This window comes from Cryobacterium sp. LW097 (genome assembly GCF_002205495.2).
In the GTDB taxonomy this organism is placed as follows: domain Bacteria; phylum Actinomycetota; class Actinomycetes; order Actinomycetales; family Microbacteriaceae; genus Cryobacterium; species Cryobacterium zongtaii.
In genome coordinates this window covers 3,550,353-3,569,701 of sequence record NZ_CP021992.1, presented here as the reverse complement: position 1 = coordinate 3,569,701, position 19,349 = coordinate 3,550,353, and the positions used below count along the sequence as shown (strand labels likewise).

14 protein-coding genes are annotated in these 19,349 nt (G+C 68.6%); 6 read left to right on the top strand and 8 right to left on the bottom strand.

Translation table 11 applies throughout. The features are described 5' to 3' along the window. Positions 1–8: 8 nt before the first annotated feature. Complete coding sequence (locus tag B7495_RS16710) at positions 9–3,359, bottom strand: DEAD/DEAH box helicase (protein WP_088457582.1); 3,351 nt, start codon at positions 3,357–3,359, stop codon at positions 9–11. 102 nt (positions 3,360–3,461) lie between these two features. Here B7495_RS16710 and B7495_RS16705 point away from each other — a divergent pair, with 102 nt between their 5' ends. Beyond that, positions 3,462–4,640: a methyltransferase gene (locus B7495_RS16705; RefSeq protein ID WP_088457581.1), complete on the top strand. Its 1,179-nt coding sequence runs from the start codon at positions 3,462–3,464 to the stop codon at positions 4,638–4,640. An 80-nt stretch (positions 4,641–4,720) separates the two neighbouring features. Here B7495_RS16705 and B7495_RS16700 read toward each other — a convergent pair whose 3' ends face one another. The 7 genes from B7495_RS16700 to B7495_RS16670 all read right to left on the bottom strand — a co-directional run bounded on the left by B7495_RS16700 (position 4,721) and on the right by B7495_RS16670 (position 13,249). Beyond that, on the bottom strand, positions 4,721–5,326 hold the full coding sequence (locus B7495_RS16700) for a histidine phosphatase family protein (RefSeq protein ID WP_088457580.1): 606 nt from the start codon (positions 5,324–5,326) through the stop codon (positions 4,721–4,723). Next, positions 5,323–6,687: a glycosyltransferase 87 family protein gene (locus tag B7495_RS16695; protein WP_088457579.1), complete on the bottom strand. Its 1,365-nt coding sequence runs from the start codon at positions 6,685–6,687 to the stop codon at positions 5,323–5,325. Before B7495_RS16695 ends, B7495_RS16700 begins: the two co-directional genes overlap by 4 nt. Positions 6,688–6,870: 183 nt before the next feature. Beyond that, positions 6,871–7,233, bottom strand: a complete 363-nt coding sequence (locus tag B7495_RS16690) for a hypothetical protein (protein WP_088457578.1) — start codon at positions 7,231–7,233, stop codon at positions 6,871–6,873. Between the two features lie 48 nt (positions 7,234–7,281). Next, positions 7,282–8,832: an APC family permease gene (locus tag B7495_RS16685; RefSeq protein WP_088457577.1), complete on the bottom strand. Its 1,551-nt coding sequence runs from the start codon at positions 8,830–8,832 to the stop codon at positions 7,282–7,284. Between the two features lie 54 nt (positions 8,833–8,886). Then, positions 8,887–9,762 (bottom strand): universal stress protein, encoded by an 876-nt coding sequence (locus tag B7495_RS16680; protein ID WP_240632293.1) that lies wholly within the window; start codon positions 9,760–9,762, stop codon positions 8,887–8,889. Continuing rightward, the gene (locus B7495_RS16675) at positions 9,759–11,822 is read right to left on the bottom strand and encodes a primary-amine oxidase (RefSeq protein WP_088457576.1); all 2,064 of its coding nucleotides are present in this window, start codon (positions 11,820–11,822) and stop codon (positions 9,759–9,761) included. The genes B7495_RS16680 and B7495_RS16675 overlap by 4 nt, the downstream gene beginning before the upstream one ends. Beyond that, entirely contained in the window at positions 11,819–13,249 is a 1,431-nt protein-coding gene (locus B7495_RS16670; RefSeq protein WP_240632292.1) for an aminobutyraldehyde dehydrogenase, read from the bottom strand. The genes B7495_RS16675 and B7495_RS16670 overlap by 4 nt, the downstream gene beginning before the upstream one ends. A 284-nt stretch (positions 13,250–13,533) precedes the next feature. Here B7495_RS16670 and B7495_RS16665 point away from each other — a divergent pair, with 284 nt between their 5' ends. The 5 genes from B7495_RS16665 (at position 13,534) to B7495_RS16645 (ending at position 19,303) form a co-directional block, all read left to right on the top strand. Further along, positions 13,534–14,913, top strand: coding sequence for an LLM class flavin-dependent oxidoreductase (locus B7495_RS16665; RefSeq protein ID WP_088457574.1), 1,380 nt, complete (start codon positions 13,534–13,536; stop codon positions 14,911–14,913). 126 nt (positions 14,914–15,039) lie between these two features. After that, entirely contained in the window at positions 15,040–15,432 is a 393-nt protein-coding gene (locus B7495_RS16660; protein ID WP_088457573.1) for a VOC family protein, read from the top strand. A gap of 64 nt (positions 15,433–15,496) precedes the next feature. Further along, the gene (locus tag B7495_RS16655) at positions 15,497–16,411 is read left to right on the top strand and encodes a VOC family protein (protein WP_088457572.1); all 915 of its coding nucleotides are present in this window, start codon (positions 15,497–15,499) and stop codon (positions 16,409–16,411) included. Further along, the gene (locus B7495_RS16650; protein WP_088457571.1) at positions 16,408–17,061 is read left to right on the top strand and encodes an alpha/beta hydrolase; all 654 of its coding nucleotides are present in this window, start codon (positions 16,408–16,410) and stop codon (positions 17,059–17,061) included. Before B7495_RS16655 ends, B7495_RS16650 begins: the two co-directional genes overlap by 4 nt. A gap of 79 nt (positions 17,062–17,140) precedes the next feature. After that, complete coding sequence (locus tag B7495_RS16645) at positions 17,141–19,303, top strand: ATP-dependent Clp protease ATP-binding subunit (protein WP_088457570.1); 2,163 nt, start codon at positions 17,141–17,143, stop codon at positions 19,301–19,303. The last annotated feature ends 46 nt before the right edge of the window (positions 19,304–19,349 follow it).

Here is a 19,349-nt window from a genome sequence, read left to right as displayed (position 1 = left end):
GTCTGGCGCTACTCGAGCAGTTCGCGGATGTCGGAGGCTGTGAGCCCCTGGCCGGTTCCCTGGGCGCCGCCATCGGTCATGACGCTGTCGAAGAGTTTGGCCTTGACGGCCTTGAGCGCCATCACCTTCTCCTCGATCGTGTCGGTGGCCACCAGACGGTAGACCATCACGTTCTTGGTCTGGCCGATGCGATGTGCCCGGTCAACGGCCTGCGCCTCGGCGGCGGGGTTCCACCAGGGGTCGAGCAGGATGCAGTAGTCGGCCTCGGTGAGGTTGAGGCCGAAGCCACCGGCCTTGAGGCTGATCAGGAACACCGAGGTGTCGCCGTTCTTGAACCCGTCGATCGCCGCGGCCCGGTTGCGGGTGCGCCCGTCCAGGTAGGAGTAAGTCACGCCGGCGGCGTCGAGGCGGGTGCGCACCTTGGCGAGATAGCCGGTGAACTGGCTGAAGATCAGAGTGCGGTGCCCCTCGGCGACGACGTCTTCGAGTAGCTCCATGAGCACATCCAGCTTGCTCGAGGGGATGTCGGCGTACTTGTCGTCGTACAGGCTCGCATCCAGGCTGAGCTGGCGCAGCATGGTGATCGACCGGAAGATCTCGAACCGGTTCTGGTTGAGGTCGCCGAGCAGTCCGAGCACCTTCTGCCGTTCGCGCTGCAGGTGCATCTGATACACCCGGCGGTGGCGCGGGTGCAGTTCGAGTTCGAGCACCTGCTCCTGCTTGGCGGGCAGGTCGCTGGCCACCTGGTCCTTGGTGCGGCGCAGCATGAACGGGCGGATGCGCCGGCGCAGCTGGCCGAGCCTGTCACCGTCGGCTTGCGTCTCGATGGGCCGCTGGTAGTAGTCGGAGAAGCGGGCGGCGCTGGGGAACAGGCCGGGGGCGGTGATCGAGAGCAGCGACCACAGTTCCATCAGGTTGTTCTCCAGCGGCGTGCCGGTGATGGCGAGCTTGAACGGGGCCTGCAGCCGCTTGGCGCACTGGTGCGCCCTGGACTTGTGGTTCTTCACGAACTGGGCCTCGTCGAGCAGCAGGCCCGCCCAGCTGACGGCGTCGTACTCGTCGAAATCGAGCCTGAACAGGGTGTACGAGGTGATCACGACATCCGCCGTGGTCACGGCCTCGGCCAGAGACGCACCGCGCTTGGCGGTGGTCTCGGTGATCGCGGCGACCGAGAGGCCGGGGGCGAACCTGGCGCACTCGGTGGCCCAGTTGTGCACCACGCTGGTGGGCGCGACGACCAGGAACGGGCGGCGTTCGCTCTGTCGTTCGCGGGCATCGACGATGAGAGCGATGGCCTGCAGGGTCTTGCCCAGGCCCATGTCGTCGGCGAGGACGCCGCCGAGGCCGGTGTCGTAGAGGAAGCCGAGCCAGTCGAACCCGGTCTGCTGGTAGGGCCGGAGCGATGCCTGCACGGCGGCGGGCAGCTCCCGGTGCGCGATCGTGGCGCCGTCGGCGAGGCCGGCGAGGGTGTCACGCCAGGCGGCGGCCTCGGCTTCGGCACTGCCGAGGTCCTGCAGTTCCTCCCAGAGGTCGGACTGGGCCCGGTTGATGCGCAGCGAGTCGTTCGGGGAATCCTGCAGGCCGCGGGCCTCTTCGATGAGGTGGCGCAGCTGTTGCAGTTCGGGCCGGTCCAGGCTGAAGTAGGTGCCGTCCGGCAGGATCATCAGTTCCTGGCCGGTGGCCAGGGCCCTGAAGACCTCGTCGAAGGGCACATCCTCGCCGTCGACGGTGACCCGCACCGAGAGGTCGAACCAGTCCCGGCTCTCGGCCCGCGCCGAGGTGGCGAAGGTGAGGGTGGGCGGCTCGGCGGCCTCGCGGTACTCCGGGGCGTCGCCGACGAACTGCACGAGCAGGTCGTCCGTGGCCTCGAGCACCGGCAGCACGGCCTCGAGGAACTCGATCATGCGGGCGCCGTCGAGGGTGGCGTCGGCGCGCAGGATGCCCGCGGAATCGGCAGCCCCGGCTGAACCGGTCAGCTCCGCGGCGAACAAGGCCGGCTGGTGGGCGGGGAATCCCGCGAATATGCCGCTGACGGCATGCAGGATGCGGGCCTCGTCGGCCGTGTCCCGGTAGCCGGCCGGGGCGTCGTCGGTGGCCGGGCCGTGCAGGGGCGCGATGGCCGGGGCGCCCGAGGCGCCGGCACCGCCGGTGTACTGCCACTCCCAGTGCAAGCCGATGCGGGCATCCGCGTGGGCGATGATCGACAGGGCCAGCACCGGGCGGGCGGTGTCGGGCAGTTCGAACGACTCGTCGGTGCTGATCAGCGAGAGCTGGCCGCGCAGGAACGGGTAGAAGTCGGCGAGGAAGACGTTCTCCTCGTCGGGCGGAATCGTGATGGGGGTGTGCGCCGAGGCGAGAACCCGCAGGTCGCGGCCGAGCTGGCGCGCGAGTGGGGCGATGGTGAGGCGCACGTCGGTGCTGGTGGTCGTCCAGGTGAACAGGCCGTGCGCCGGGTCACCGATGTAACCGAGGGCGCTGCGGTCGAGCAACTGGCCGCCGAGGGAGACGGTGGGGGAGAGGGTGAGGCCGCCGTGGTCGCGGCGGATGTCGAGCGACAGTTCGGCGGGTTCGTCCGAGACCGTCACCGGCTCCTGCCCGGGTGTGGTGCCGATGAAGGGGATGCCGGCCTCGCGGGCCTCGCCGAGCAGACCCCAGAGGGCGCGGTTGGCGAACCCGTCCAGGTGCAGCCACGGGTCGGTGGTCACGTGGTAACGCTGGCCGGAGGAGTAGAGCTCGAAGATGGCGGAGAGCACCCGCAACTGGGCGCGGTTGAGCATGCCGCGGGAGTAGGAGAGGTTGTCCCAGGTGAGGTTGCCGCGGATCCACTTGCCCTTCTTGCCGCGCACCATCGGGCGCACGCCCAGGCGGGCGAGCGACACGCTCGGGGCGGGCAGCCGCGCGGCGCGCGGCGGCGGCAGTAACTCGAACTGCAGGGCGAGGGCGGTGCCCGTCGGCGCCTCGGCCTCCGGCGCCCTGGTGAGCGGTGCCAGGGCACTCTGCCAGGTGGCGGGGGCACTGGTGTGGGGACGCTGGGAATCTGCCGAGCGTGCACGGGCGAGGTCGGCGGCCGTGGACCGGCTGGCCAGCAGCAGTGCGACGACGTGCTTGCAGTTCAGGCCCATCGGGCAGCTGCAGGTGCCGGATGCGCGCACCACGGTGCCGTTGGAATCCTGCTGAAATGTCACGGTGACGTCGTAGGGTCGGGCCTGGGTGCCGCCGACGGTGCCGAGCAGGCGGCTGCCGCCCAGCTGCCAGACCTGGTCTTCAACCCGGCCCTCCTTGGCGTAACGCACCCCACGCGAATATGCCTGTGGCCCGACGAGGCGCGCGATCTGCAGATCGCTGAGGTTGTGGGCCATAAGGTGCGGTGTCCGTGACGGTTGGGTGAAGGGGTCTCTTATTGTCCCACGCCGCACCGGCCTCGCTGAGCCGTTCGAGTCCCTGGCGGCTATTCTGAGCGGATGCCTGACTTTCCTTTCGAGCGCCTGCGCCGCTGGCCCGATGTCGAGGCGACCAATCTTTTCGCCGTCGACGCGAGCGACCGGCTGATCCTGGACGAGGCCGCGGCGGGACTGGCCGCGGCCGGTGTCGGCGAGGTCGTGGTGCTCGAGGACCACTACGGTGCCCTGACGCTCGCGGCGGCGGCGCAGCTGACCGCGCGGCTGGGAGCGCAGCCTGAGGTGCGCGTCTACCAGGACCCGCTCTCCGGCGAACACGCCCTCGATCACAACGCGGCCGATCTGGCGAGCAGCGTGCCCGACCTGGCCGGCCTCACCGGGGCGTACCGGCATGTGCAGCTGGGCGCCGAGCTGTTCACCGGGGCCCGCCTGGTGCTGCTGCAGCTGCCGCGCAGCCTGGCCGCCCTCGACGAGCTGGCCGGCACCATCGCCCGCTTCGCCGCCCCCGACGTGACCGTGGTCGCCGGTGGCCGCATCAAGCACATGACTGTGGCCATGAACGAGGTGCTGCGCCGGCACTTCGGCGAGCTGCACGTCACTCCGGCGCGGCAGAAGTCGCGTGTCCTGATCATTACGCAGCCGACGGTCTCGGACAGCACTGACCAGGCCGGCCCGGCGTGGCCGCGTACGGTCGAGCACCCCGACCTGGGTCTCACCGTCTGCGCCCACGGCGCCGCCTTCGCCGGCACCACCATCGACATCGGCACCCGCTACCTGCTCGAATTCCTCGACCGCATGAAGCCGGATGCCGTCACCGCCGTCGACCTGGGCTGCGGTACCGGGGTGCTCGCGGCCGCCCTCGCCCAGCGTCGCCCCGGCCTGCAGCTGGTGGCGAGCGACCAGTCCGCCGCGGCCGTCGCCTCCGCCTTGGCCACCATGTCGGCCAACGGCGTAATGGATCGGGTGCGGGTGCTGCGCGACGACGCGCTGAGCGCGCAACCCGACGCGTCCACCGAGCTGATCCTGCTGAACCCGCCGTTCCACATCGGGTCGTCGGTGCACGCCGGCATCGCCCTGAAGCTCTTCGAGGATGCGGCCAGAGTCCTGCGCCCCGGCGGCGAATTGTGGACCGTGTGGAACACCCACCTCGGCTATCGCCCCGCCCTCACCCGCATCGTGGGCCCGACCCATCAGGTCGGCCGCAACACCAAGTTCACCGTGACAGTGTCCACCCGTCGCTAGCCGGTCAGGCAGCCGCAACTGTTGCCCATGCGGACATATGCGCCCGGTGTGCCGGGACCATTTGTCCGCAGCGGGAACAGTTAGCCGGCGAGGGCCACGGCGTCGGCCTCGAGCGGCTCGTTGTTGATGACGGATGCGGTCCAGCCGGCCTCGGGGCTGAACTGCACGACCGACATTGCCGCGTTCAGGATCGGCGGGATGTCCCGCTCGAGGGCGGCCATCAGGCTGAGGCGAATCAGGGTGCCGTGGCAGACGACGATGATGCGGGCGCCCGGGTAGTCCTCGGCGAGCTGGCGCAGCGCACCAAGGCCGCGGTTGGACACGCTGAGCGCCGCCTCGGCACCACGGAAGCTGCCGGAGTCGCCGTCGGCCCGCAGGGCGTCGAGCGTGGGTCCGGCGGAGAGCCCCTCCGCCGGTCCGTAGTTGCGCTCGACGAGGCCGGGCAGGTGGCGGGTCACCTCGAGGTCCAGGTCCGCGGCGATGATGTCGGCCGTCTCGGCCGCACGGGACAGCGGCGATGCCACGACGAAGTCCCATTCGTACTGCGAGAGCGGTGCGACCGCCTCCGTGGCCTGGCCCCGGCCCACGTCGTTGAGGGGCACATCGGTGGCCCCCTGGATGCGCCCGATGGCGTTCCAATCGGTCTGGCCGTGGCGGACGAGGGCGAAGGTCGTTGTAGCAGTCACCTCCCTATTCTGCCTCGTGTGGCCGGGTCGCCCCGCAAACTGGTGGCGTCAGCGGGTGGCCAGGCCACGCGCTCCGGCGCGCTGACGCCCGATACGGATGCCGGCGAGCTCGCGAAGGCCGTGCGCCACAGGGCCAGGACCGACCAGCCGAGCAGCACCACGAGCAGAGCGTTGCGCACGGTGAGCAGCAGGATCGCACCGGCATCCCCGTGCACCAGGGGCAGGTAGAAGATCGGGAAGATCAGGGTGGTCAACCCGCCGATCACGATCGTGAGATAGGCCGGCACCCGCCAGACAACCCAGTCGTGGGCCACGCCGACGGCCACGACCGGGGCGATCCACAGCATGTACTGCGGCGAACCCACCTTGTTGAGCACCACGAACGTGGTCACCAGGGCCAATGCGCCCAGAAGCACCAGCTGGGCGTTGTCGCGGCTGCGACGCAGGGCCAGCAGGAGCAGAACGAAGATGCCGGCGATGACCAGGAACATCAGCGGGGTCATGGCGGCCGCCACGAAGCCGGCGCCGGGGCCGCTCACTTCGCGGGTGGCGATGGCGTGGTTCTGGTAGATCGTGGTGCCGTGCTGGCCCATCGCGGCCAGCCACACCCACGGGGTCGTCACCGGCGCCTCGAGCTGCAGGGCCCGGTCGGATTGCATGGTGACGAAGCCGGTCAGAAACCGCAGGCCTCCGGCCGCCCAGACGGCGCCGGCGATACCGGCCGTGATCACTCCGCCGGTGACGACCACGCTCACCCGGCGCCGGCTCGCCGCCACGACGGCGAGCAGCACCGCGGCCGGCCAGACCTTGATCCAGGTCGCCGCGGTGAGCAGGGCGGCGGCCAGCACGGGGCGGCGGGCCACCAGCACCAGGCCCATGATCACCAGTGGGGCGCTGAGCCCCTCGAGGCGCAGCAGTCCGACGGGGCTGAGCAGCAGGCTGAAGGCCAGCCAGAACCAGGCCGCCCGGTAGCCGGCCCGATCGCGGCCCCAGTCGGTGAGGATGCCGATGGCCGCGGCGTTGAGGGCCCCGGTCATCACGAACCAGAGCAGTTGGTACAGCAGTGGGCCGGCCGCATCCGCCAGCACGATCGGCACGATCGCGCCGATGGGATACACCCACTCGACGTCGATGCCCTGCCACACGCCGTTGGCCAGCGCCTGCTCGGCCCAGACCCGATAGAGCGGCAGGTCGCCCAGCACCCGGCCGGTGAGGATGGTCGGCAGCAGCGCGAACAGGAAGAGCAGGTGCAGCCCGAGGAAGCCGAGCAGCAGGGTGCGGGGACTCCGAAGCCAATCCCGCCTGGCGGGGGTGAGCAGCCTGGCCAGGCGGTGATCGACCAGTTCCACAAAATACGACATCGCACACGTCACTTTCCACAGTCAGACCTTGTGAAGCCGATCACTGGGGAGTGTACGAATCGAAGGTGAAAGGGAAACAACCAGAAGCTGTCCGGGAGGGGCGGCCGCCTGAGAGTGTGTTCAGCGAGGTGAGCGGATGGTGCCGGTCGGGCGGCTCAACTGCGCCGCAGCGGACCTCGGCACCTACATCGGAGCATGCTCAGAGAATTCGATGGCCTGCTGCACCGAGTCGATCCCGAGCACCAAGCACAACCAGACAGATGACAGCGCCAGAACCAGGATGACTGTCGCGGTCGTGGTCCGCCGCGCCTCACGTGGTTCGGCACGCGCGGACAAGACCGATGCCGCGGCAGCCAGCGCCGGAATCACCAGCGACACAACCATGACCCCGACAAGGCCGGGAACCCGAGCGGCGTAATAGGAGCTCGGATAATCGTCTGGGTCAAAATTGAACCCGGCGACACCGGCAATGAATGTCGATGCCAGCGACAGGCAGAACAGCACGAGAGCCCAGCCCAGCCAGGTGTCACCGCTCCACTTCCCCATGGCAGACAGTCAACCACGGCCGGAACGGCGCCGATCCCGAGACAAGACTCACGCGTCGCGGGAGGTGCCCTTGGTCAGGGTCTTGCCCTGGAAGAAGGCCGGGTCGACCCTGCGCATGATGAGCATCAGGACGATGCCGGTGAGGAAGAGGACCATCGCGAGGATGAACACCAGGCCGACGCCGCCGATCTCCGAGCCGCTGCCGTAGTCGGGATTGGTGCTGTCGATCAGGGTCGTGGCGAAGATCACGGCCAGGATGATGCCGCCCAGCAGCGGGGCGAGCAGCTTGAGCAGGAACGCCCGGGTGCTGGAGAACACCTCGCGGCGGAAGAACCAGACGCAGGCGAACGCCGTGACGCCGTAGTAGAAGCAGATCATGATGCCCAGGGTGAGGATGGTGTCGGTGAGCACATCGGTGCTCAGCACCCGCATCACCGCGTAGAACCCCCAGGCCACCACACCGGCGATCACGGTCGCGAAACCCGGCGACTTGAACCGCGGGCTGATCGAGGCGAACCGCTTGGGGAACGCTCGGTAGTGACCCATCGAGAGCATCGTGCGGGCAGGGCCCACGAAGGTGGACTGCAGCGAGGCCGCCGAACTGGACAGCACGGCCAGCGACATCAGGATCGCGAACGGGCCCATCACCGGGCCGGCCAGCGCCGCGAAGACGTTGCCCTGGATGTCTTCGTTGCCCAGACCCAGCTCGCCGGTGCCGACACCGGAGAACATCAGCGCCGACACCGCGACCAGGATGTACAGCACGAAGATGATGCCCACCGTGAGGGTCGCCGCCCGGCCAGGCGTCCGGGCCGGGTCCTTGGTCTCCTCGTTCATGGTGAGCGTGACGTCCCAGCCCCAGTAGATGAAGATCGACAGCGACACCCCGGCGGCGAATGCCGAGAACGACGGGGTGAGGAACGGGTTGAACCAGCTGGCGCTGAAGCCGAGGGCGTCGAACGCGGTGCCGTCGGAGAAGTGGATGAGCGCCGCGACGCTGAACCAGATCAACACGAGCAGCTGGAATGCGACGAGCACGTACTGCACCATCTTGGTGGCCTCCATGCCCCGATAGGAGACGTAACAGGCGCCGACCATGAAGACCAGACAGGTGAAGATGTTGATCCAGACGTTGCCGGCCAGGTCGGCCAGGCCGGGGTTGTCGAACAGCTGCGCGAGCATCAGGTAGAAGAAGTCCACGGCCACCCCGGCGAGGTTGGACAGCACCACCACCGTGGCCACGATCAGACCCCAGCCACCCATCCAGCCCAGCCACGGCCCGAACGCGCGGGTCGCCCAGGTGAACGAGGTGCCGGCATCCGGCATGGCGTTGTTGAGTTCGCGGTAGCCGAGCGCCACGAGCAGCATCGGGATGAAGCCGACCATGAAGATCCCCGGCATCTGGGTGCCCACGGCCGCGACGGTGGGGCCGAGCGAGGCGGTGAGAGTGTACGCGGGGGCGATGCAGGAGATGCCGATCACGGTGGCGCCGAGGAGGCCCACGCTGCCGGCACTCAGGCCCTTGGCGGACAGACCGCCGGCGCTGGATGAGGTGGAGGTGGTGGCCGGCGTGGCGCCGGAGGCGGATGACTGTGCCATGAACCTGTCCTTTGGTCGGATCAGCTACGGGTCGAAATCAGCGAACGGGTTGGATCAGGTGCGGGTGGCCGAGGTCGGGACGACGACGAGCGGCACCGGCAGGGCGTGCAGCATGCGGTGGGCGGTGATGCCGAGGAAGATCGTGCGCGGCGCGGCCAGCCGGCTTGACCCGACGAATGCGAGCTCATCGGGCCGCCAGTCGAGGGCCTCGACCGCGTCTTCGACGCTCTTGCCGGTGCCGACCTCGGTCGTGATGACGCCGTGGCTGGTCGAGTGCCGCTCGTAGTAGGCGAGCACGGCGTCGAGGTGGGCGGTGCTGCCCGCGGCGGCCGGTGACTGCTTCTCGCGGGCCGCGTCGACCTCCACCAGGGTCACGAAGCGCAGGTCCACTCTCAGCCCGTCGGAGAATGCCACCAGCGAGTCGAGCAGGGCTTCCCAGCCCGGCCGGGTGCCGATGGCGCAGGTGATCCGGGTGAGCTGGGCCGGCGCGCGGTACCCGTGTGGGGCGAGGGCAACGGGTACGGGGGAGGCATGCAAGAGGGCGTTGGCGACGCTGCCGATGGTGAACCTGTTGAACAGTCCGCCGCGGGCGGCGCCCACCACGATCCGGTCGGAATCGAGGTCTGCGCTGGCCTGGATCAGGCCCTCAGATGTGGAGTCGGCCCAGAGCAGATGGGTCGTGGACGTGACATCGGCGGGCACCCAGCCGGCGGCCTGCTCGAGCCACTTCGTGGCCTGGTCGGCCAGGAGAACCTCGAAGTCGCTGCTCGCGGCGTGGATCTTCGCCGGGGCCGCGGTGACGCGCTGCAACACCAGGCAGATGCGCAGTTCGGCCGCGGTGATCCTGGCCATCGCGATGCCCAGCTCGAGGGCCTCGCGGCCTTGGGCGGTGGCCTCGTAGGCCACCACATAGTTCGGTACTCGCGTCACGCTGTTCTCCTTGGTTCCGTGGCCGGCGCATCCGTGCTGTGTTCATTCGTGCTGTGTTCATCCGTGCTGTGTTCGTCCATGCTGTGTTCGTCCGTGCTGTGTTCATGGCTGCTGTGCTCGTGTGGGTGGTCGGCCATCCCGCCGTGCTCCATTCCCGGGGCGCAGTGCGCGGCGCTCGGTTCCACGTCCAGCGACGGGTTGCGGTCGAAGAAGCCCACCGGCTTCAACCAGAACGAGACGATGTCGGCCGGCATCACCGGCCATTCCTCCGGCCGGGTGATGTGGTGGATGCCGAAGGTGTACCAGAGCACCACATCGGTATCGCGTACGGCTCGGCCGGCCTGGATCCACTCGGGCAGGCCGTGGTCGACGCCGCTCTGGTTCACGAACTCGCCGCAGGGCCAACGCTGAGCGTCGTCGTTGGGAGTGACCCACACCGTGTGGCCGATCACCTGAGCCCGGGTGAGGGCAGGGGCTTCGGGGTGGAAGAACGACGGGATGGCGCCGCCCGGCACGAGCTTGTACGACACCGGGGTGCCGAGCCCGTTCAGGGTCTGCTCGTTGACCACCTTCCAGGCCCGCTGGGTGTTCCAGTCGAAGTCATCGAAGCCCTCGGTCTCGATCGGGGTGTTCTGTTGGGTGAGTGCCAGCCCGAGGGGGTTGGCAGCGTCGATCGGTTCGATGCGGGTCTCGCTGCGGTACACGGTGTTGGCCGGGCCGTCGATGTCGAGGTCCATCCGGGCCACGATGAAGTGCTGGTGGAACGGCGCGTAGGTGCGCTCGTCGACGAGGGTGCCGTTGGGGTGCGGCTGGCCGGGCTCGAGGTGGGTGACCACCATGATGCCGGTGGCGCGCACCTCACACTCGATGTTGCCGTCCTGGTAGAACCGCCAGTAGACGAGGTACTCGTAGTTGGCCACGGTCACGTGGAAGGACACCACCAGCCGGCGCATCCGGCGCACCTCCGCGCCGCCGTCGTGGTCGACGTGCTTCCAGAGCACGGCGTTGTCTTCCTCGTGGATGCAGAAGGCATTGGGGATCGAGTACGGCTCGCCGGCGCTGTTGTGCAGCACGGCATCGAGGTAGCGGATCTCGCCCAGGCAGTCGCAGCCGAGCTCCAGCGACGTGGTCATGAACCCCAGGCCCCACTCGCCGATGTCGAACGCGGTGCGGCGGAAGTGGTCGACGCTCGGGTCGCGGTACGGCACCACCATCTCGGCGAACGAGAGCCGGTTGGCGATCGGGCGCTCGCGGCCGGCATCCGTGTAGGTCACCCTGTGCAGCGTCATGCCCTCGCGATAGTTGAATCCCACTCGAAGCGACCAGTTCTGCCACTGCACCAGGTTGCCGTCCACGCTGAAGCTCGGGCCCTCCGGCTGCACGATGTCCAGCGGCTTCAACGGCGGCCTCGTGCTCGCGGTGCGGATGCGCTCCGGCACCAGGTGCGGCACGTACTCGCCCATCACGCTCGGCGGGTCCACGGCAAAGGTGTCCTCGATTTCGAGCAGGTTCATGGTGTTCACGTCGATCACGAAGTGCAGCCCGCTGACCGGTCCCGCGTAGGGGTTGGCGCCGGCACCGCTGCGCACCCAGACGTCGGCCCAACCCAGGCGCAGGCCGCGGTAGACGTCGGGGATCACGGCGTCGCCGTAGGTCCAGGTGTCGATGAAGACGTTCTCGAGGTCTGTGATGCCGCGTTTGGCCAGTGCGGCCACGACCTCCGGATGCGCCCGCAGCGCCGCGTCGGCCTCTTCCCACTCATCGACGGTGAAGTTGGCCTGCACACCCACCACCTGACCCCACTCGAGCAGGGCGTCGGTGCGCAGCGACACCACCGCCACCCAGGTGTGGTTCTGGGCGCGATGCAGCACCACCAGGCGCGCCCGGCGCTCCGGGGCGACACCGGTGGCCTCGAATTCGGCGATGGCGGCCTTGGCCGGCTCGACAAGTTCGATCGAGGCGAACCGCCAGCCCGCACCCACCCCGTGCTCACGGGCGAGCACGGCCGCCGCCTGGGTGAACTCGGGGCCGGTCAGGGGGTCGAGAGGATGGAAGCTCATTCGAGTGCGCTCATCACGTGCTTGATGCGGGTGTAATCCTCGACGCCGTACATGGACAGGTCCTTGCCGTAGCCGGAGTATTTGAATCCGCCGTGCGGCATCTCGGCGGTCAGCAGGATGTGCGTGTTGATCCAGACAGCGCCGAAGTCGAGGTCGCGGGAGACCCGCAGGGCCCGGGCATGGTCGCGGGTCCAGACGCTCGAGGCCAGCGCGTAGCGCACGTCATTGGCCATGGCGATGGCCTCCTCCTCGGTGCCGAAGCTCTGCACCGTGATCACCGGGCCGAATGTCTCGTCCTGCACGATCGCATCCGTCTGGCGCACCTGGGTCACCACGGTGGGTTCGAAGAAGAAGCCCGCCTCACCCACCCGGTGGCCGCCGGTGCTGATCACCGCGTGCGCCGGCAGGCCCTCCACCTTCTCGACCACGTCGGTGAAGTGCCGCACGTTGTTGAGCGGCCCGAAGTAGTTGTCGGCGTCGTCGGCGGACCCGGTGATGCGCAGCTCGGCCTCGGCCGTGAACGCGCCCACGAATTCGTCGTGGATCGACTCGTGCACGAGCACCCGGGTGATGGCCGTGCAGTCCTGGCCGGCGTTATAGAAGGAGAAGTCGGCGATCGCCGAGGCGACCTTGGCCACGTCGACGTCACCGAACACCACGGCGGGCGCCTTGCCGCCGAGCTCCAGGTGAGCGCGCTTGAGGGTGTGCGCGGCGCCGGCAGCCACGGCCATACCCGCGCGCACGCTGCCGGTGATCGAGACCAGGCCGGGCACCGGATGCTCGACGATGAACGCACCGGTGCTCGCATCGCCGAGCACGATGTTCATCACGCCGTCCGGCAGGATGCCCTGGCTGATCCGGGCGAGTTCGAGGGTGGATTCAGGGGTGGTGTCGCTGGGCTTGAGCACGAGGGTGTTGCCCACGGCCAGGGCCGGACCGATCTTCCAGATGGCCATGAGGAACGGGAAGTTCCACGGGGTGACCTGGCCCACCACCCCGATCGGTTCGCGGCGCACCCAGGAGGTCATGCCCTCGAGGTACTCGCCGGCCGACTTGCCCTCGAGCAGTCGGGCGGCGCCGGCGAAGAAACGCAGTTGATCGGCCCCGGCGGCCACCTCGTCGGCGGCGATGGTGGCGCGCGGCTGGCCGGTGTTGCGGTGCTGAGCCTCCACGATCGCGTCGCTGTTGGCCTCCACGGCGTCGGCCAGCCGCAGCAGCGCCAACTGCCGTTCGCCCGGGGTCTTCCGGCTCCAGCCGGGAAAGGCGGCCTTGGCGGCGCGCATGGCGTCGTCGACGTCGCCCGCTGTGGAGATCGGGGCCCGGGCCACGATCGACCCGGTCGTCGGATCGACGATGTCCAGCAGCGCGGAGCCCGTCGGTGTCACAAAGTGGCCATTGATGAAATTGGACAGTAGCGCGGTGCTCACGGGACTCCTCTTCGATGAGTGGTCATGCGGTGCGCGGCCGCCGGTGGCGTTGGCTCGGTCGGGGCGTTGCCGGGCCAGTATGGCACCTGGCCGGGAGAAAAGGCACCCCCATTCATTCGGAGCCGGCCGCCGCGCCGGCCCTCCCGACCGTCCGCGCGGGTGCAGGATCTTGCACTCACGCATCGCCCGCTGAGGGCGGCTCGAAGATACTGCGCCGCATCCCACTGTGACGTCGTGTTTCGTGCAGGGATGTGATCGTGCCGCGAAGAGGTGAGCATTGATCCATGCCCAGACAGATTCGCTTCAATGCCTTCGACATGAACTGCGTCGCCCACCAGTCCTCCGGCCTCTGGCGCCACCCCGACGACAGGTCGCAGAGCTACACCGACCTCGGGTACTGGACCGATCTCGCCAAGCTGCTCGAGAAGGGACGCTTCGACGGCATCTTCCTCGCCGACGTCCTGGGCACCTACGACGTCTACGGCGGCACCAACGAGGCGGCGATCCGCAACGGAGCACAGATCCCCGTCGCCGACCCGCTCCTGGTCATTCCCGCAATGGCATATGTCACAGAGCACCTCGGATTCGGTGTCACCGCCGGCACCGCATACGAGCACCCGTACCCCTTTGCACGCCGCATGTCCACGCTCGACCACCTCACCAAGGGGCGGGTCGGCTGGAACGTCGTCACCGGCTACCTGCCCTCCGCCGCGCGCAACATGGGCAACGAAGACCAGCTCGAGCACGACGACCGCTACGACTACGCCGACGAGTACCTCGAGGTGTTGTACAAGCTGTGGGAGGGTTCCTGGGAGGACGACGCCGTGGTGCGCGACACCGAGACCGGCGTCTTCACCGACCCGAGCAAGGTGCACTCCATCAATCACTCCGGCAAGCATTTCCAGGTGCCGGGCATCCACCTCTCCGAGCCGTCGCCGCAGCGTTCGCCCGTGATCTACCAGGCCGGCGCCTCCAGCCGCGGCATCGCGTTCGCTGCCGGCAACGCCGAAGCGATCTTCGTGGCCGCGTCGACCAAGGCCGTGCTCACGGGCACCGTCACCAAGATCCGCGATGCCCTCGAGGCGGCCGGCCGCGACCGGTACTCGGCCAAGATCTACACGCTGCTCACCATCATCACCGACGAGACCAGTGAGAAGGCTCAAGCCAAGTACCTCGACTACCTCAGCTACGCCAGCGAGGAGGGCGCCCTGGTGTTCATGTCCGGGTGGATGGGGGTCGACCTGTCCGAGTTCGCGCTCGACGAGCCGATCGGCAACGTCAAGAGCAACGCCATCCAGTCGGCCGTGGCCAATTTTCAGGCCGCGAACGACGACGGCTCCGAGTGGACCGTCGGCGACATCGCCCGGGCCGGCGCCATCGGCGGCCTCGGCCCGTTCATTGTGGGCTCCGGTGTGGAGATCGCCGACCAGCTCGAGGAGTGGGCGGCCGAGACCGACGTGGACGGGTTCAACCTGGCCTACGCCATCACGCCGGGCACCTTCGAAGACGTGGTCACCTGGGTGGTGCCCGAGCTGCAGAAACGGGGCGTCTACCCCACCGAGTACACCGAGGGCACCCTGCGGCAGAAGCTGCACGGCCGCGGCGACCGCCTGCCCGACGAGCACCACGGCGCGAATTTCCGCGTCGGCGTGCCCGTCGCCTGAGCAAGCGCAGCTCGCGAATGCGGCCGTGTGGTCACCTCATCCAAACGAGGCAACCACACGGCCGCTTTCGTGCGTATTAGGATCAGCGCACCGCGCCCCTCCGCTCCACCGAACGAGGAGAATCCCATGCCGATCCGCATCCACGTCACCAGCATCTTCGTCGACGACCAGGCGAAGGCCCTGGCCTTCTACACCGACAAGCTCGGCTTCCTGCCGAAGACGGATGTGCCGGTGGGCGAACACCGCTGGCTCACCGTGGTCGGCCCGGGCGAGCCCGACGGCGTCGAGCTGCTGTTGGAGCCGGACGTGCACCCGGCGGCGCAGGCGTACCAGCGGGCGCTGGTCGGGGACGGCATCCCGGCCACCTCGTTCGCCGTTGACGATGTGGCCGCCACCGTTCGTGAGCTGGAAGCGAAGGGTGTGAGAATCACCCAGCCGGCCACGCCGATGGGCCCAGTGGTCGTGGCCATGCTGGACGACACCTGTGGCAATCTCATCCAGCTGACCAGTCCGGTCTGATCGCCGAGGAACGTGCTGTATGGTTGTAGCTACAAGCATTTCGTAGCGAGACCGGGAGCCAATCATGAGCGACACAGCACGCGAGCAGATCCTCGACGCCGCCACGTCAATGGGCGCGGTAACCCTGCGGGTCGGTGACCTCGAGACCATGTCTGACTACTACTCCCGGGCCTTCGCGATGGAACCCCTCGAGGAGCGCAGTCGCAATCGTGAGGTGCACCGTGCGCTCGGCCGGGGAACGACGCCGCTGGTGCGGCTCATCCACACCCCGGACCTGCCCGGCGTCGACCCGCGCCAGGCCGGCCTGTTCCACACCGCGTTCCTCTTCGAGACCCCCGGCAGCCTCGCGGCGACGGTCTACCGCGCTGCGCAGGACCCGCGCAGCATCTTCATCGGCTCCAGCGACCACCTCGTGAGCGAGGCGTTCTACTTCACCGACCCGGAGGGCAACGGCGTCGAGCTCTACACCGACCGGGACCGCAGCACCTGGATCCACGACGGCGAACAGATCCGGATGGCCACCGAGTACCTCGACCCCAACGCCTACCTGCAGGGTCACCTCGATCAGGCAATCGTCGATGCCGGCTCCGCCCTGCCCGGCGCGGTCGGGCACGTGCACCTGCAGGTCGGCGACATCCAGACGGCGCGGGCGTTCTACGTCGACGCGCTCGGCTTCGAGGCCACCCAGGGCAGCTACCCGGGCGCGCTCTTCGCCTCCGCGGGTGGCTACCACCACCACATCGCCATGAACACCTGGAACAGCCGTGGCTCGGGCCCCCGCGCGGCGAGCCTCGGCCTCGGTGACGTGGCCGTGACGGTGCCCGCCGTCGCTGACCTGCACTCCCTCACCGCCCGCCTCACCGCCCGGTCGATTCCGTTCGCCGGAGACGGCCGCTCCGTGACGGTCGCCGACCCGTGGGGCACCCAGGTCACCGTGGCGCTGCCCGACCTCACCACCGACGAGCTGATCGCCCGATGACCCCGCAGCTGCGGGATGTGCGCTCGTCCGCCTGGCCGGCCGACGGCACCACCGAACCCGCGGTCGCGCTGCTCCTGCACGGCTATGGTTCGAACGAACACGACCTGACCGGCCTGATCCCGGCGTTCGGGCTCGCCCTGCCGTGGGCGTCGCTGCGCGCGCCGCTCGAACTCGGCACCGGTGGCGCGGCCTGGTTCCCGATCACCACGCCCGGAAACCCCGACGCCCGGCCTGTCGCCGAGGCCACCGAGACGATCTGGGCCTGGGTCGATGCGAACCTGGCTCCCGGCACCCGGGTGATCCCGATCGGCTTCTCGCAGGGCGGCCTGATGGCCAGCCAGCTGCTGCGCACCCGGCCCGAGCGGGTGCTCGCCCCCGTCGTGCTCGGCGGTTTCGTTCTGGCTGCAGAGCAGCCCGGCGACGCGACCCTCGCCGAGACGCGCCCGGCCGTCTTCTGGGGTCGCGGCGCCGAGGACCGGGTCATCGCTGAGGCCGCGATCACGCGCACCAGCGCCTACCTGCCGCGGCACTCCACCCTGGTCGAACGCATTTACCCGGGCCTCGCCCACGGAATCGACGACGCCGAGGCCGGCGACGTGCGCGACTTCCTCGCGCTCCACGCGGCCCGAAAGCCGGCCACCGCGAAGTAGGTGCCCTGGTAGCGTATCCGCCACCTCCAGTCTAAACTTGAGCCGAGTCCACTCAAGTATTCGCGGAGGATGATTTTTGATGGCCAACATGCAGGGCGCCCCTGGCACCGACGAGAAGCAGAAGACCGCGCTGGAACAGTACGGCGTGAACCTCACCGACATTGCCCGGAGCGGCAAGCTCGACCCCGTGATCGGCCGTGACGCCGAGATTCGCCGGGTGAGCCAGGTGCTCACCAGGCGCACCAAGAACAATCCAGTGCTGATCGGCGAACCCGGCGTGGGCAAGACCGCCGTGGTGGAGGGTCTGGCCCAGCGCATCGTCGCCGGTGACGTGGCCGACTCGCTCAAGGACAAGCAGCTGGTGTCGCTCGACCTGGCCGCGCTGGTGGCCGGCGCCAAGTACCGCGGCGAGTTCGAGGAACGCCTGAAGGCCGTGCTCAAGGAGATCAACGACGCCGACGGCCAGATCATCACCTTCGTCGACGAGCTGCACACCCTGATGGGCGCCGGCGGTGGCGAGGGCTCGGTGGCGGCATCGAACATGCTCAAGCCCATGCTCGCCCGCGGTGAACTGCGCCTGATCGGCGCCACCACCCTGAACGAATACCGCGAATTCATCGAAAAGGATGCCGCGCTCGAGCGTCGGTTCCAGCCGGTGATGGTGGACGAACCGAGCGTCGAGGACACCGTCGCCATCCTCCGCGGTCTCAAGGAGCGCTACGAGGCGCACCACAAAGTTTCGATCGCGGATGCCGCGCTCGTCGCCGCGGCATCCCTCTCGAATCGGTACATCACCGCGAGGCAGTTGCCCGATAAGGCCATCGACCTGATCGACGAGGCCGCCAGCCGGCTGCGGATGGAGATCGACTCCTCACCGGTGGAGATCGACGAGCTGCGCCGCAGCGTGGACCGGCTCAAGCTCGAGGAAATGGCGCTCAAGAAGGAGAAGGACGACGCCTCCAAGGCGCGCCTGGAGAAGCTACGCGGCGATCTGGCCGAGCGCCAGGTCAAGCTCGGCGAATTGCAGGAACGTTGGCAGAAGGAACGTGCATCACTCAACCGGGTCGGCGATCTGAGGAAGCGCCTGGTGAGCGCCCGCAGCCAGGCCGAGCTGGCCGAACGTCGCGGCGACCTGGAAAAGGCCTCCCGGCTGCTCTACGGCGATATCCCCGTGATAGAGCGTGAGCTCGCCGAGGCCGAGCAGACCGAGCAGGAGGGCGCCCGGATGGTCGGCGATCAGGTCACGGCGGAGGACATTGCCGCGGTGGTCGCCGCCTGGACCGGTATCCCGGTGGGCCGGTTGCTGCAGGGGGAGACCGACAAGCTGCTCAACCTCGAGGGGGAACTCGGCCACCGGCTGATCGGCCAGAAGCGGGCCGTGCGGGCCGTGGCCGATGCGGTGCGCCGGTCACGCGCCGGCATCTCTGACCCCGACCGGCCTACCGGCTCGTTCCTGTTCCTCGGGCCCACCGGAGTGGGCAAGACCGAGCTGGCCAAGGCGCTCGCCGAGTTCCTCTTCGATGACGAGAAGGCCATGGTGCGCATCGACATGAGCGAGTACGGCGAGAAGTTCTCCGTCTCCCGACTGGTCGGCGCCCCTCCCGGGTACATCGGGTACGAACAGGGCGGCCAGCTCACCGAAGCCGTGCGGCGCCGGCCCTATTCGGTGATTCTCTTCGACGAGGTGGAGAAGGCGCACCCCGAAGTGTTCGACGTGCTGCTGCAGGTGCTCGACGACGGCCGGCTCACGGACGGCCAGGGCCGTACGGTCGACTTCCGCAACACCATCCTGGTGCTCACCTCCAACCTCGGCTCGCAGTACCTCGTCGACCCCAGCCTCAGCACCGAGGAGAAGGAAGAGGCCGTGCAGCAGATGGTGCGGCAGGCCTTCAAGCCCGAGTTCGTGAACCGGCTCGACGACATCGTGGTGTTCTCGTCGCTCTCTACCGATGACCTCGCCCAGATCGTGGAGCTCTACGTCGACAGGCTGCAGCGCCGCCTGGGCGAACGTCGGCTCGAGCTGGCCGTGACCCCGGATGCCCGCTCCTGGCTGGCCGAACGCGGCTACGACCCGATCTACGGGGCCCGGCCGTTGCGGCGGCTGATGCAGACCGAGATCGACGACAGGCTGGCCACGGCGCTGCTGAATGGCAGCATCCGTGACGGTGAGACGGTTCTGGTTGACCTCGCCGAGGACGGCGACTCGCTCACCGTGGCCGTGGCCCCGATCGGGCACGCCTGAAACCCGGGCGGAATTGGTCCCCGAACACGGCTAATTCAGCCTGTCG

Excerpts from the sequence above, each read along its gene's own strand:
- B7495_RS16710 (WP_088457582.1), bottom strand. The coding sequence starts at position 3,359 with ATGGCCCACAACCTCAGCGATCTGCAGATCGCGCGCCTCGTCGGGCCA.
- B7495_RS16705 (WP_088457581.1), top strand. The coding sequence starts at position 3,462 with ATGCCTGACTTTCCTTTCGAGCGCCTGCGCCGCTGGCCCGATGTCGAG.
- B7495_RS16695 (WP_088457579.1), bottom strand. The coding sequence starts at position 6,687 with ATGTCGTATTTTGTGGAACTGGTCGATCACCGCCTGGCCAGGCTGCTC.
- B7495_RS16690 (WP_088457578.1), bottom strand. The coding sequence starts at position 7,233 with ATGGGGAAGTGGAGCGGTGACACCTGGCTGGGCTGGGCTCTCGTGCTG.
- B7495_RS16685 (WP_088457577.1), bottom strand. The coding sequence starts at position 8,832 with ATGGCACAGTCATCCGCCTCCGGCGCCACGCCGGCCACCACCTCCACC.
- B7495_RS16675 (WP_088457576.1), bottom strand. The coding sequence starts at position 11,822 with ATGAGCTTCCATCCTCTCGACCCCCTGACCGGCCCCGAGTTCACCCAG.
- B7495_RS16665 (WP_088457574.1), top strand. The coding sequence starts at position 13,534 with ATGCCCAGACAGATTCGCTTCAATGCCTTCGACATGAACTGCGTCGCC.
- B7495_RS16660 (WP_088457573.1), top strand. The coding sequence starts at position 15,040 with ATGCCGATCCGCATCCACGTCACCAGCATCTTCGTCGACGACCAGGCG.
- B7495_RS16655 (WP_088457572.1), top strand. The coding sequence starts at position 15,497 with ATGAGCGACACAGCACGCGAGCAGATCCTCGACGCCGCCACGTCAATG.
- B7495_RS16650 (WP_088457571.1), top strand. The coding sequence starts at position 16,408 with ATGACCCCGCAGCTGCGGGATGTGCGCTCGTCCGCCTGGCCGGCCGAC.
- B7495_RS16645 (WP_088457570.1), top strand. The coding sequence starts at position 17,141 with ATGGCCAACATGCAGGGCGCCCCTGGCACCGACGAGAAGCAGAAGACC.